Below are 13746 nucleotides of genomic sequence, written 5' to 3'. Positions count from 1 at the left end.
TGTGTAACTCGATTTTATCGAGTTACAGTACTGCTTTCGCCGTTTTTGCTACGCGTAAGTCGAATTTTTCGAATTACGTAGCTCCTTTTGCCATGTTCGCCAGGCGTAACTCGATATTTTCGACTTACACAGCTCCTCTCGCCATGGTTGCCACCCGTAACTCGATTTTATCGACTTACGGCACCCCATTAGCCGTTTATGCTGCATGTAACTCGATTTTATCGAATTACGCTACAGCTTTCGCCAAAATCGCCACGCTACAGACCGAAATCCGATCTCCATTTCGAATACTATGAATAATCCTTGTCCTAAATAGCAGTTATCCTACAGAATCGGCTGTACGTAAGTAATGGGTAACCCTAGCTCGCAGTCTTTCCCGGTTTCATACGAGCGATTTCCTAGCACTGTGCGAAATGCATCGTAATCGGCCTCAGTACCTCGCTGCAAAACTTGAATAGCAGCACGAAGCACAAGAATCGCATCTTGCATGGCCATATCCAACAATTCCCATACACTATACGTGTAGGTTTCGTGAAGATCGGTAGGACAATTCCAAGTCGTCTTGGCTTCATTAAAATAATCGCGCGGAGCGGGATGCTTCGTAAAGACCAAAGGTGTTATTTGACCAAGTGTTAATACACGTTTGATTCCACTTGGATCATGAAATAATCGTTGTGCACGGATCATGTCCACATAGGCATCATCCCAGTCGGAATCGCGCATCTGCGAGGCGATCTCGGGATAATGAATCGCTGCAGCAGCGGAGAGCGCCGGAACGATGCCAAGGGGAAACTTTTCGCCTACATAAATTTCTTTCCATACCGGCGTGTTCCACGTTTGAATATCACGCTCATGCTTGGCGTAAATGGTATCCATGATGATTTCGAAGCGTTGATGATCCCATTTCTTAAAGCCTGACTTATAGAATACATAAGGATGTAAATTACGATCGAGCACATGGTGTGTCAAAAATCCGAGCACATAGAGAACAGCAGGATTATATAAGCCTCTTCCTTGTACCTGACGAACAAGATCAAGCAAGAATGGCCCACAGGCGTCTTTGTGCATCAGGCTTCCGAGTTCATTTAAGGTTTTGCTTTTTTTCCAGGGAAGAAAGTTGTGATAGAAAAGAAAATCAGGTCCTTGACAACCGAGTGAAAAAATGTTGCGTTGCTGTTTATCATTCAGGACCGATGTATGTCCTAATTCGTTCATGACTTTTTGACCGAAAATAAAATGTGTCCAAGTATTAGGCAAGGAAGCATTCCTCCTACAACTAGAAATAATGAATAACGAACCCTTCCATTCTATCATACCAGAGGGAACACAGGGCACATATTGTGGATGAATTTCTCCGTAAACGAGTAAAGGCAGGATTACAACGGAAGTTGTCGAATGTTTCGTACGGAGATATTCGCCATTCAAGCACGTACCATGGGGGAAAAACATATGAATATGCACTCGAAACAGGAGCCTTCATTTGATTCGATTTTTGAATTCACGACGATGGGGATGGCTCTTATTTCGCTCGAGGGTCAGTGGCAAAGAATAAATCGCAGTTTCAGCGGCATTCTGGGGTATTTCGAGCAGGAGCTGCTCTCTGCACATATAAAGACGCTAATGGAACCGCAACAAGCTCGACACATAGATACCATTATGGAAGATTTGATGAGCGGCAGGCTTCCTTCTTATCAAGCTACGTTCCAGCTTCGACATCAAGATTCAACTTTTAAAAGAGTGAACTGGCTAATGTCCGTAATCCGAGGTTGTGATAACGAGTCACAGGCTTTCATTGTTCAACTTAAGGATCTTTCTAACCAAACGGATATGGAGCGAAAGCTTGCGGAAAGCGAGCAACGCTATAAATCTTTGATAAAGCATAACCCCGCTGGTATCTTAACAAGTGATATGCAGGGGTGTATTCAATTTCTCAATCCAGCCATGGAACGGATACTCGGCTATGCTGAAAATGAACTGGAAGGCCAGTTCATTCATCATGTATTCCAAAAAGCCGACAAGGATCTCATTCGTTCAGAAGACGTACTTTCGCGAACGGATAATTACATGTTGGTATTTCGTCATAAAAATGGTGAAAGCATTGAATTAGGTGTGAAAAATGTACCTATTATTGTGAATGATCACTTGGATGGTGTGTATCTGATCGCAAGGGATATTACGCAATATAATAAAGATCAGGAAACTTTACGGACAGCGAGGCAGGAGCTTCATGATACCGTGAGAAGACAACAAGGGATGACCTTGAAGTTCAAAGAAATTGGAGGGCAATTCATCCACACCATGTGTGATGGTGAACTGCTTTATCGTCTGGGCTCTGAACCAGCGCAAATAATAGGGAATGGACTTTATGACATTTGGCCGGCTTCCATGGCGAACTTCATTGAAGTGTATTACCGCCGTGCTTGGAACGGGGAAGAAAATGTGATGTTCGAGGCCACCATCAACGGCAATACATATTTGACTTCATTAAGACCAATCCTCGAGAATGGTCGTGTAACGGAAGTTATTGGATCGTGTACAGATATTACGGAGCGCAAAAGAATGGAGACAGAGCTTCGAGAGACGAAGGAGCTGCTCGAATCCGTTATTAACAACACCTCCGATGCGATATGTGTGCTTGATTTGAATGAGAGAGTGATTTCTGTGAACGCGGCACATGAGCATATTTTTGGCTGGACGCAAACGGAATTAAAGGGGCAGCCTTTGCCGACTTACCCAATACATATGGAAAAAGAACGGGAAGAGACGTATCAGTTACTCAGGTTAGGAAAGCAAATATCAGGTAAAGAATCGGTTCGTATTCGCAAAGATGGCCAATTGATTCATGTGAGTATGACGAAAACGCCGATCAAAAATGAAAAAGGTGAGATTTTCGGGTATGCAGGCATCACGCGGGATATCACGGAGCGTAAGCAAACGGAAGAGCTGCTGCGGAAGTCAGACAAGCTGTCAGTCGCCGGTCAGCTCGCCGCGGGACTCGCACACGAAATTCGCAATCCGCTCACCTCGCTGCGCGGTTTCTTACAATTACTTCAGCACGATCTGAAGGGCAAAAAGCACTATTTTGACATCATGTTATCCGAGTTGGATCGCATCAATTTCATTGTAAGTGAATTCCTCGTTATCGCTAAACCTGAAGCCATTACCTATAAAAAGAGTGATTTAGGTGCGATTCTGCAATCGGTCATTGCGCTGTTGGATACACAAGCTGTGCTCTGTAACGTGCAGCTTCAATTGGAATTGCAATCTGATATCCCCGAAATCATTTGCTCTGAAATGCATTTGAAGCAACTATTCATTAATCTGATCAAAAATGCGATGGAAGCCATTTCTAAGGGCGGACAGATTAAGATGAAAGCTACGTTAGAAGGGAATCTTATTCGAGTTCGGACGCAAGATAACGGATGCGGTATTCCGGAGGATCGATTGAAGCAGCTAGGGGAGCCCTTCTATACGACCAAGGAAAAGGGGACTGGACTTGGATTGATGATGTGTTTCAAGATTGTAGAAGCGCACAAAGGTACCATGAGTATCCAAAGTCAGGTAGGGTATGGGACGACGATCGATGTGTTCTTGCCTACGTTTACCGAAGTGGAGAATCTTCTTACTTAAGCATTATACAAAATAAAACCGCCGTCCTCGAAACCAGGAACGGCGGTTTTCTCATTTTATTAGAAAGCAATACTAAATTCGTTTGTTTCTCTTGAAAACCAAGTTGATGCTGTAGGGTTATTTTCATTGTAAATTTGAACATAATCTGGCGTGTATTTGACGATAATTCCTGTAGTTACCTGGTAATAAACGCCTAACTGATCGAGCGACCATACATAAACAGGCGTTTTCGAGAGAGCTGCGGTGAATAATTCTAAATCTGTGTCAAGTAGCTGCGTTCCGTAAATCATCGATACACCTCTGTCTTATGGATAGTATTGTAAGGCACTTACTAATAGAGACAGCATGACGAGTGAAAACATCACACTGTGAATTTAAATTTTTTGTGGCGGTATTCTGAGGATTACCTAAAATTTGTAGAATATAAGCAGTCGATGCCGAAATTTTACATTACTACGATCTCGGACTCGATATAAGGAAAAAAAAGAGGGTTCCCACACGTTTGAATTCCTTGTATAATAGGTAAGCTTTGCAGAATTGACAGTAGGTAAATTATGATTGGGTAGAAGGAGAAAGGGGTCAATGGCAGTGATTGTGGTTGGGGGAATGATCGGTCTTGGTAAGACATCTGTATCCACTTTGCTTGGACAAGAACTAAATTCGAATGTTTTTTATGAGAGTGTCGATGATAATCCGATTTTACCGCTTTTTTATACAGCATCACCAGAAGAAATTGAGAAGCAGCGGTATCCATTCCTACTGCAATTGCACTTTTTGAATACGCGTTTTAAGGCCATTAAACAGGCGTTGGTACATAACCGAAATGTACTGGATCGAAGCATTTATGAGGATTGGTACTTTGCCAAAGTGAATCGTGAGCTAGGTCGTATTTCACAATTGGAATTTGATGTATATGAAGGCTTGGCTGACAATATGATGTCGGAGCTGGCGGAGCTTCCAAAGAAAGCCCCTGATCTTATGGTTTATTTGAAGGCCTCCTTTGAAACGGTCATGCATCGCATTGGGCTTCGCGGCCGCAGCTTTGAACAAGATCAATCGTTGGTCGACTACTATCGTCAGTTATGGACAGGCTATGATGACTGGGTCATGAACCATTACCATGCATCTGAAGTATTAATCGTTGATATGGATCGTGTAGATGTTGTAAACCGCAAGGCAGATGCTGTTCAACTTGTGGAAGAAGTTCGAGCGAAGCTGTCTGAGCTGGCAATCGTATAGTATATATGTATTAAGCGAAAATTGTCGAAATGTCGAAAGACCCCCTCAAAGATGAGGGGGTCTTTCGAATGTTATAGCATAACTAAATCCCTTGATACAATCGGAATCCAAGAAAGAGAAGGTGATGAAATTGTTGTTTATCGTGTGTTACAAAGGCAAGCCTATGAGTGCAGCACTGCCGAAATTAGCAGCAACAGAGAAAATGTTGAAGCTTAGTCGATCATTTGCCAATCTGGAGCTCGTCGAAGTGCAACAAGAACCATTGCAGAAAGCTTCGAATATCTAGGATCAATATAACGCATACATAACGCATACATAACTCCTCAATCCATGTGGTTGACGGAGTTTTTTGTGTTGTCCACTTTATGATAGAGTAGGAGAGAGGTTATGTTCATAGAAAGGGGTTTGTTGAACCATGTTATTGGAAGTCATCGCAACTTCGCTAGAAGATGCTAGGCGTGCTGAGGCAGGCGGTGCAGATCGATTAGAGCTTGTTGCAGATTTGCGGCAAGGTGGATTAACACCTGATATCGCACTTGTGAAGCAAATAACGTCATCCGTAAGCATCCCTGTTCACGTGATGATTCGGCCGCATGCTCGTTCATTTGAAATGTCAGAGCATGACGTAGCCTGTATGGTTGAATCCATTCAACAGGCAGAACAAGCTGGTGCTAGCGCCTTGGTGTTTGGGGTTCTAACGCATAAGCAAGAGATTGATCGTCCCACGCTTGACGTTCTTATGGCAGCCTCTTCGTTGCCTGTGACGTTTCATCGGGCTTTTGATGAGATTGAGCAACAAGCAGAAGCGTTAAAGCTGCTTCTTACATATAAGCAAATTCGTTCCGTGCTCACTTCGGGCGGCGCCGCCAGTGTGCTGCAAGCTATTGAACAAATTCGCGTGCTAGACGCAATGACCCGCGGCAGTCATTTGCATATTTTACCTGGTGGAGGACTGACGTTGGAGAGCTTGGCTTCATTTGTCCAATCGACAGGTGTGCAATGTGTGCATTTGGGCACCGCAGTAAGAGAAAATAGTTCTGTTGACGGCGCTGTTGAAGAAAATAAAGTGAAGCAAGCAAGATATTTGCTAGATGGACTATAGAATAATCCACTCATCCAGGAGGCATATATGAATATTTTAATTTTAGGCGGCACCAAATTTCTAGGTAGGGCCTTAACGGAAGCGGCGTTATTGAAGGGTCACGAAGTAACGCTATTTCATCGTGGACAACATGATGCACAAGCATTCCCACAGGTGCGGCATATACTTGGGGACCGTAATACTGATCTGGCTAAACTGGGTGACGGCGAGTGGGATGCGGTGATCGATACGAGCGGCTTTCAGCCAGAGGCGGTCGCGGCATCAACGGAGATCCTCAAGCAATGCGCGAAGCACTACACATTTATTTCTACCGTATCGGCGTATGCCAATCTAAAGCAGCTGCATCTGGATGAATCCGCTGCAGTGTTGCGGGTAGAGGATGCAGCGGATCCAGGACAACGCTATGGGGCGCTTAAAGCAGAGTGTGAGACGATCGTTCAACAGGCATTCCCGCAAGGCGCACTCATTATTCGGCCTGGCCTTATTGTAGGACCCTATGATGCATCAGATCGATTCACTTATTGGCCTGCACGCTTGGCGAGAGGGGGGCAAGTCCTTGTTCCACTGCCGAAAGAGCGCAGACTGCAATTCATTGATGTTCGTGATCTCGCTGCTTGGACAGTGGAATTAATCGAACAAAGCGTGACGGGTACCATTCATGCGAGTGGCAGTGAGGTTTCGATGGAAGAGCTTGTAGAAGCATGTAGATCTACGCAAAAAGAAACGACTCTGACATGGGTATCGGAAGCTTTCTTGGTCGAACACGAAGTAGGACCATGGATGGAACTGCCTCTATGGCTGCCTAGCGATAGTTTGATTGGCATGCTGCAGTTAAACAACGTGAAAGCGTTCCAATCCGGTTTACGTACAAGGCCGCTCGCGGATACAGTAAAGGATACTCTGGCGTGGGACCAAAGTCGTGATCCGGGCATTGCGCGGCTTGCTGGCTTGAAGCCAGAGCGTGAGGAACAATTGCTGCGGGACTGGGCGGCAAGTGGACAAAAATAATTTGAGTTTTGTCCGGGCTTAGGCGAATAGGCGCAGGAATCTGAATATAATGGAAGAGTAAACTTTGAGAAGAAGAGGTGCTCTCTATGTACGATTCCACGGATATTCAAAACAACAAGGGAATGGCTATTGTTGCGTACATCTTGTTTTTCATCCCGCTAATTGCCGCGAAGGACTCCAAGTATGCGTGGTACCATGCCAATCAAGGGCTAACGTTGTTTCTGGCATGGGTCATCGTAAACGTTGTCCTCGGTATTATCCCGTTCATCGGGTGGTTTCTGCAGCCGTTAGCTAACTTGGCCTTGGTCATTTTGGCGGTGCTGGGCATCGTTGCAGCGGCTCAAGGTCAAGTCAAACCGCTTCCGTTTATCGGCAGCTACACACTTCTGAAGTAGCACATACATAAAAAGAAAGGGCTGACTCTAGGTAGTTTTACTACCTGAAGTCAGCCCTTATTTCAATTCGATCAAAATGGGGAACTTACTAGCCATGAATATAAACATCGTTATTAAGGAATTATAAAACAGGCAAAGAATTCGCGGAAGCTCATCTGGTTTTGAAAACATATTTGTCCAAATTTTGATCATCGTGTGAATAAAATATGAACAAAATTTGTTTTTTGTGTTATACTAGGATTAAAGCACTTACAATCAAGTCAGGAGTTGTGATGACCATGTCAAATAGAGCTGTATCTGCCAATCCAATTGAGCGCGTTGAACGAGATGTCATGCCTTTAGTGAAATTGATGACTTTTGCTGCGTGGGCGTTGCTTGCTATAGGTTTAGTACTAAGCTTAGTTAGTTTAGAAAGCTTCAATGATACGAATACGACTTTAATGGTGGGTATTGGTTTCATGGTGGGTAGTGTCTTCATTTATGTAATTCGTACGGCAATTCATTTGGTACATTCTCGTAATGTTGCCAAAAGTGAATGAGAACTAGGGTTCTAAGGAATACTATGCAAGCCTTTCAAGGTAAACACTTGGAAGGCTTTTTTGCTGTTCATATTTTTCCAGCGGAGTCAACAAACGTTCTGTGACATTTGTTTTACATTCCAACGTCGAACCTTTGACGTATTTGTTAAGTCGAGTTTTGCTATGGTGCAGTTTGGAGAACAAGATGATATGTTGATATTAAGTTAGTGACGTCGATTAGGAGGTAAATAAAATGAAGAAGAGAAAGCTTAAACAAGCATCGTTGATCTTCATGATGGTCGCCATCATCTTAGTATTGTCAGGATGCAGTCAAGCTATGGTTTTGGATCCAAAGGGACCCGTGGGTGCTGAACTAAAAGATTTAATCGTCATTACAACTGTATTATGCGGCATAATCACCTTACCTGTTCTAGTCTTAACGGCTTGGATTGTATGGCGATATCGCGATAAAAAAGGAAATAAAGCGAAGTACGACCCGAATTGGTCACACAGTACGAAATTGGAAACGATTTGGTGGGCCATTCCCATCATTATTATTGGCGCGATCGCTGTCATCACTGTGAAATACACTTATGCAACAGAACCTTCTAAACCTTTAGAGTCGGATAAAAAACCGCTAACGGTTCAAGTTACTTCACTTGATTGGAAATGGTTATTTACTTATCCTGAGCAAGGGATTGCGACTGTTAATTATTTGCAAATCCCTGAGGATACGCCAATTAAGTTCGAATTAACGTCAGATGCACCAATGAATTCCTTCTGGATTCCGCAGTTAGGCGGTCAAATCTATACGATGTCTGGTATGGCGATGACACTGTATTTACAAGCGGATGAAATTGGTCATTATTTCGGAACGGGTGCGAACTTTAGCGGCGAGCATTTTGCTGACATGACCTTTGATGTGAACGCAACATCACAAGCGGATTTTGATTCCTTCGTTGCCAAAACGAAGAATGTTCCTACGAAATTGACCAAAGAAGGCTATGAAGAATTAGCGAAGCCTGGCAAGTCCGGCGTGAAGTATTTCTCTGCGATCCCAGACGGACTCTTCGAGCAAATTGTGACGAAATATACGAAGGGTCAATCTATTCATAGCGGGCATGCTTCGAGGGCAACTTCAGTTGAGAAGAAAGAAGCCTCTAAGGAAACCTCGATGAGTCAAAACGGCATGAACCACAGCGAAATGGACCATAGTCAAATGCATGGTGCAAGTAAATAGTAATAGATCAAAGTTTCACGAAAGGGAGATCATCTCATGCTCGATAAAATAAAAGATTTCGCATCTGAGTTTTTCGTTACAGGCGATCCGATGATTCTAGGGGCCCAAGTTAGTATTGGGCTCACGCTGGTGGCGATTGTATTCGTTCTGACCTTCTTCAAAAAATGGGGATGGCTCTGGCGCGAATGGTTAACCAGCGTTGATCATAAACGAATCGGGATCATGTATATCGTTTGTTCGATTCTGATGCTGTTCCGCGGTGGTGTTGATGCTCTGCTCATGCGTGTGCAGCTTGCTATGCCGGACAGTCAGTTCTTGCAACCGGATCATTACAATCAAATTTTTACCACGCACGGCGTTATCATGATTTTGTTCATGGCCATGCCGCTGATGTTTGGGTTATTCAATATCATAGTTCCGCTTCAAATCGGGGCGCGTGACGTTGCGTATCCGTTCTTGAATTCACTCAGCTTCTGGATGTTCTTCTGGGGAGCGATGCTATTCAACGTATCCTTCATTATCGGTGGTTCACCAGATGCAGGTTGGTTAAGCTATCCGCCATTATCTGAAATGTCACATAGTCCAGGTGTGGGAGAGAACTTCTATATTTGGGGGATCCAAATTTCCGGGATCGGAAGCTTGGCGACGGGGATTAACTTTATTGTGACCATTTTGAAAATGCGTACACCTGGCATGAAATTGATGAAAATGCCAATGTTCTCATGGTCCGTATTTTCAAGTTGTATCATTATCATTTTCGCATTCCCAATTTTAACGGTTACACTTGCATTGCTATTCTTGGATCGTTTCTTAGGTGCGCACTTCTTCACCCTAGACGGTGGCGGTAATCCGATGATGTACATCAACTTAATTTGGATGTGGGGTCATCCGGAAGTATATATCGTTGTCCTGCCTGCCTTTGGTATTTTCTCTGAAGTGGTAGCAACCTTTGCCAAGAAAACGCTTTTTGGGTACAAATCAATGGTATTCGCCATGTTGATTATTAGCTTATTTTCTTTCTTTACGTGGGCACATCATTTCTTCACAATGGGATCTGGCGCTGATGTGAACGCGTTCTTCGCGGTTAGTACAATGCTCATTGCGATACCGACAGGTGTCAAGGTGTTTAACTGGTTGTTCACGATGTTCAGAGGTAAAATTAAATTTACGACGCCAATGTTATGGACCATCGCGTTCATCCCTTGCTTCGTCGTTGGCGGGATGACGGGCGTACTGTTGTCAGTAGCGCCAGCAGATTTCCAATTCCACAACAGCTATTTCTTAATTGCGCATTTCCATCAGGTTTTGATCGGTGGGGTAGCCTTCGGTTACTTTGCGGGACTCTACTACTGGTGGCCGAAGATGTTCGGGTTTAAACTCAATGAGCATCTGGGTAAATGGGCTTTCTGGCTGTGGAACATTGGTTTCTACGTTTGTTTCATGCCGCAATATTTCCTAGGTTTGGACGGGATGACTCGTCGTACGTACACATATAGCTGGGATATGGGTTGGGGACCGTTAAACGTCGTTTCGACCGTAGGCGGCTTCTTGATGGGCTTAGCATTCCTCTTCCAAGTGTGGCAAATCGCGCACTCCATTAAGTTCCTTAAAGAGCACAAAGTCGGTGGCGACCCGTGGGATGGTCGTACGTTGGAATGGTCGATTCCTTCACCAGCGCCAATTTATAACTTTGCGGTGCTGCCGAAAGCAGAAGTGGCTGATGTTTGGTGGGAAGAGAAGCAAGGTACTGTTAAAAAGCAACCAACACCAACCAACTATGAACCGATTCATATGCCAAAAAATTCAGGAATTCCATTCATTATGTCGGCGTTCTGGTTCTTCGCAGGCTTCGGCTTCGTATGGGATTGGATGTGGCTAACGATCCCTTCGTTAATTGGTGTTGCCATCTGTATGATTGCTCGTTCCTTCAGCTATGATACGGATTATTATATTCCAGCGGAAGAAGTGAAAGCGACGGAAGACGCATGGAAAGGAGTGAAGGTGTAATGGCACATACAGCTGCACATCATAATCACGGCCATGAACACGATCATGAACATGATCACGAATCGCTCAAAACGTTCGGGTTTTGGATATTTCTGATCACTGACGTCATATTATTCGGATCTTTATTCGCAACCTATATGGTCCTTCATCAAAATACAAATGGAGGACCAACGCCGGAAGAATTATTCAAAATGCCCGGCATCATTGCGGAGACCTTCATTTTGCTTACGAGCAGCTTTACGAGCGGGTTAGCCTTGCTTGGTATGCACAAAGGGAATGTGAAGCAACTTATCGGTTGGTTGATCGTGACGGTGCTCCTAGGGGCCTCATTCATTGGCTTAGAGCTTGCAGAATTCATTAGCATGGTTAATCATGAAGGAGCAACGATCAGCACCAGCGCCTTCTTATCTGCCTTCTTCACGTTGGTAGGAACGCATGGTTTGCACGTCTCTGTTGGTTTAATCTGGATGATTGGTTTGATCTTTCAATTGAAACGCCGCGGGATCACAACGGTAACGAAACGTAAAGTGGCTATCATTTCGCTGTACTGGCATTTCCTGGATGTAGTTTGGATCTTCGTATTTACAGTCGTCTATCTCATGGGGGTGATGTAAGTGAGCCAACCGCATACAGAAGCACATCACAATCATGAGTCTCATGGATCATTGAAATCGTATATTATCGGTTTTGCACTGTCGATCATTTTGACGATCATTCCACTTGTCGTCGTGATGAACCACATGCTGAACAAAACCGGGACATTAATCTTAATTTTACTCATGGCAGTTCTGCAATTCGCTGTACAATTGTTCTTCTTCATGCATATCAAAGATGGTGAGAATGCACGATGGAACATCATGGCACTGCTCTTTGGCCTAGTTATTCTACTGACCATCGTTGCAGGTTCGATCTGGATCATGACATACAATACTGTAGCTCATTAATTGCACGGCAGCAGGCATTCAAAGACGTTCTCAACCCAGTAAGTATGGGGGGAGGGCGTCTTTTTTTGGTCTTGTCTTTCCATTTATGTCGTGATACATTATGTATCAGAGATACTATATGTATCATTCATCTGGTGAGACAAGCTATATCACTGAACGGAGAGGAGCCAAATGATCCGACCAAACCAACGATTCCGTAGCCAACTCGATGATCACCTCGTCCATTTGCACAAAAACTTGTTCATCAGTCATGCTGACCCCCTCTATCATGAGAAGGTTATTCGTTATTTAGATGCGAATTCACCGGAAGCGCACTTCAATTTGGGGCAGAAATTTCGCGAAAATGGGAATTGGAAACGTGCCCGTTTCCACTACACGGAAGTACTTAAAACCTATCCCTCGCCTTTCTATTCTGCAGCGAATCGTGCTATTCACATGCTAGACCAGCAGCAAGCCTCGCACATGGCAAATCTGGAACAGACATTGCCTGTGAAGCCAAAGCCGTTATTGCCACCATTTATGAAAATGCTGTTGCTCGTTTTGCTGATTCTCAATGTGCTTTTGGTCTTGTTCTTTGTTGGCGATCATTCGATCTCTCGGACGATTTCTAAAATGAAGATTTGGGGAGTAGGCACACAAGTCACCTACGAAACGGTGGACAAGCCCTTTATCCTGTATCTCTCGCCAGAGACAGCCCGTTCAGAAATTGAAAAGAAGCTCCATGATCAAGCCTTGGTTCTGGCCAAGGAAATACCGAATGCGAATATTATGATCTATGGGATTGTCTCGGAGGATAACAGGGAAAAAGGGAAAACTATGCTACTGACGAAAGAGGAGGATATCAAGCGTGCTTTTGTCGTAGCAATGTATCAGCCTGAGGCAGACGCTCTCGTTCATATCCGGTTTTTGAACGCTGAATTTGAAGAGCACCAACCGCTTAGCGCGATTGGTGCTAATTTAGTTCGAACCGCTTTGGAATCCTATCAGAAGACTGCGGGACACGCTCCCACTCAAATAGATCAATTGCTGCAGAATTATCCAAATAATTATCTAAGCTTCATTCCCAATGAAGCGGCTTCAGGCTCCAATGAGATTACAACAGTCTATAATGGGGATGGGGGTTGGGTTTATGATCCCAAGGCGCCAGATGTCGCGCACATGTTTTATGCGAATACAACGGGTGGAGTCGGTGTTCCATATGACCCCATCCATCTCGAAGTGAATCAAGATGAGTATCAGTTGAAACTAGTCAGCGGCCCATATGTCCTATGGGAGAAGGAAGTCGGACTTGGAGCAGGCGGGAGCACGCCAGAAGGCGTATTTAGGGTCGTAGAGCGCGTACAACAGCCAAAAGGGAAGACAACTCAAAGCTATGGTGATGCAGGCTTAGGACTAGGCGCAATCGCGTTACACGGGACGTATGATGAAAGCTCCATCGGAGGTAATAAATCTCTGGGCTGTATTCGCCTGACGAATGCAGACATTCAGCAAGTGTTTCCTTTTGTCCCTAAGGGTGCTGAAGTACAAATACTTTCCACGGGAAATACCTCGAATCCAGCTAGTTTGGTGAAGGATACCTCTCGACTCATCCCGCCTATTAAGCCGCAACATTCTGAATCCGCAGATCAGGTTACTTTCCATTGGCTAGGTTAAAAAAGCAGCT

At 44.4% G+C, this 13746-nt stretch carries 14 protein-coding genes; 12 read left to right on the top strand and 2 right to left on the bottom strand.

What is annotated here, in order from left to right; all coding sequences use genetic code 11:
• Positions 1-324 precede the first annotated feature (324 nt).
• On the bottom strand, positions 325-1257 hold the full coding sequence (locus AC58UX_RS16565; protein WP_497254569.1) for a zinc dependent phospholipase C family protein: 933 nt from the start codon (positions 1255-1257) through the stop codon (positions 325-327).
• A 192-nt stretch (positions 1258-1449) separates the two neighbouring features.
• Here AC58UX_RS16565 and AC58UX_RS16560 point away from each other — a divergent pair, with 192 nt between their 5' ends.
• Positions 1450-3630, top strand: a complete 2181-nt coding sequence (locus AC58UX_RS16560; protein ID WP_497254567.1) for a PAS domain S-box protein — start codon at positions 1450-1452, stop codon at positions 3628-3630.
• Positions 3631-3689: 59 nt separating this feature from the next.
• Here the strand turns inward: AC58UX_RS16560 and AC58UX_RS16555 are convergent, their stop codons facing one another.
• Positions 3690-3920 carry a hypothetical protein gene (locus tag AC58UX_RS16555; RefSeq protein WP_497254565.1) on the bottom strand — a complete coding sequence of 77 codons (231 nt, stop codon included), beginning with the start codon at positions 3918-3920 and terminating at the stop codon, positions 3690-3692.
• 292 nt (positions 3921-4212) lie between these two features.
• Between AC58UX_RS16555 and AC58UX_RS16550 the strand changes: the two genes are divergently transcribed.
• From AC58UX_RS16550 to AC58UX_RS16500, 11 genes are all read left to right on the top strand, one after another.
• The gene (locus AC58UX_RS16550; protein ID WP_497254563.1) at positions 4213-4869 is read left to right on the top strand and encodes a deoxynucleoside kinase; all 657 of its coding nucleotides are present in this window, start codon (positions 4213-4215) and stop codon (positions 4867-4869) included.
• 91 nt (positions 4870-4960) lie between these two features.
• Complete coding sequence (locus AC58UX_RS16545; protein ID WP_497254561.1) at positions 4961-5155, top strand: hypothetical protein; 195 nt, start codon at positions 4961-4963, stop codon at positions 5153-5155.
• 129 nt (positions 5156-5284) lie between these two features.
• Complete coding sequence (locus AC58UX_RS16540) at positions 5285-5971, top strand: copper homeostasis protein CutC (protein WP_497254559.1); 687 nt, start codon at positions 5285-5287, stop codon at positions 5969-5971.
• 27 nt (positions 5972-5998) lie between these two features.
• On the top strand, positions 5999-6979 hold the full coding sequence (locus AC58UX_RS16535) for an NAD-dependent epimerase/dehydratase family protein (protein WP_497254557.1): 981 nt from the start codon (positions 5999-6001) through the stop codon (positions 6977-6979).
• Between the two features lie 86 nt (positions 6980-7065).
• The gene (locus AC58UX_RS16530; protein WP_497254555.1) at positions 7066-7374 is read left to right on the top strand and encodes a DUF4870 domain-containing protein; all 309 of its coding nucleotides are present in this window, start codon (positions 7066-7068) and stop codon (positions 7372-7374) included.
• Positions 7375-7652: 278 nt separating this feature from the next.
• Positions 7653-7913, top strand: coding sequence for a hypothetical protein (locus tag AC58UX_RS16525; RefSeq protein WP_497254553.1), 261 nt, complete (start codon positions 7653-7655; stop codon positions 7911-7913).
• Between the two features lie 232 nt (positions 7914-8145).
• Positions 8146-9132, top strand: coding sequence for a ubiquinol oxidase subunit II (gene cyoA / locus AC58UX_RS16520; RefSeq protein WP_497254551.1), 987 nt, complete (start codon positions 8146-8148; stop codon positions 9130-9132).
• A gap of 36 nt (positions 9133-9168) precedes the next feature.
• Positions 9169-11139, top strand: a complete 1971-nt coding sequence (locus tag AC58UX_RS16515; RefSeq protein WP_497254549.1) for a cbb3-type cytochrome c oxidase subunit I — start codon at positions 9169-9171, stop codon at positions 11137-11139.
• On the top strand, positions 11139-11753 hold the full coding sequence (gene cyoC, locus AC58UX_RS16510; RefSeq protein WP_497254886.1) for a cytochrome o ubiquinol oxidase subunit III: 615 nt from the start codon (positions 11139-11141) through the stop codon (positions 11751-11753). The genes AC58UX_RS16515 and cyoC overlap by 1 nt, the downstream gene beginning before the upstream one ends.
• Positions 11754-12083, top strand: a complete 330-nt coding sequence (gene cyoD, locus AC58UX_RS16505) for a cytochrome o ubiquinol oxidase subunit IV (RefSeq protein WP_497254547.1) — start codon at positions 11754-11756, stop codon at positions 12081-12083. It abuts the gene before it with no gap.
• A gap of 171 nt (positions 12084-12254) precedes the next feature.
• Positions 12255-13736, top strand: coding sequence for a L,D-transpeptidase family protein (locus tag AC58UX_RS16500; RefSeq protein ID WP_497254545.1), 1482 nt, complete (start codon positions 12255-12257; stop codon positions 13734-13736).
• Positions 13737-13746: the final 10 nt, after the last annotated feature.

This window comes from Paenibacillus sp. J22P90 (assembly GCF_059692195.1).
This window is presented reverse-complemented; position numbering and strand designations above follow the sequence as displayed.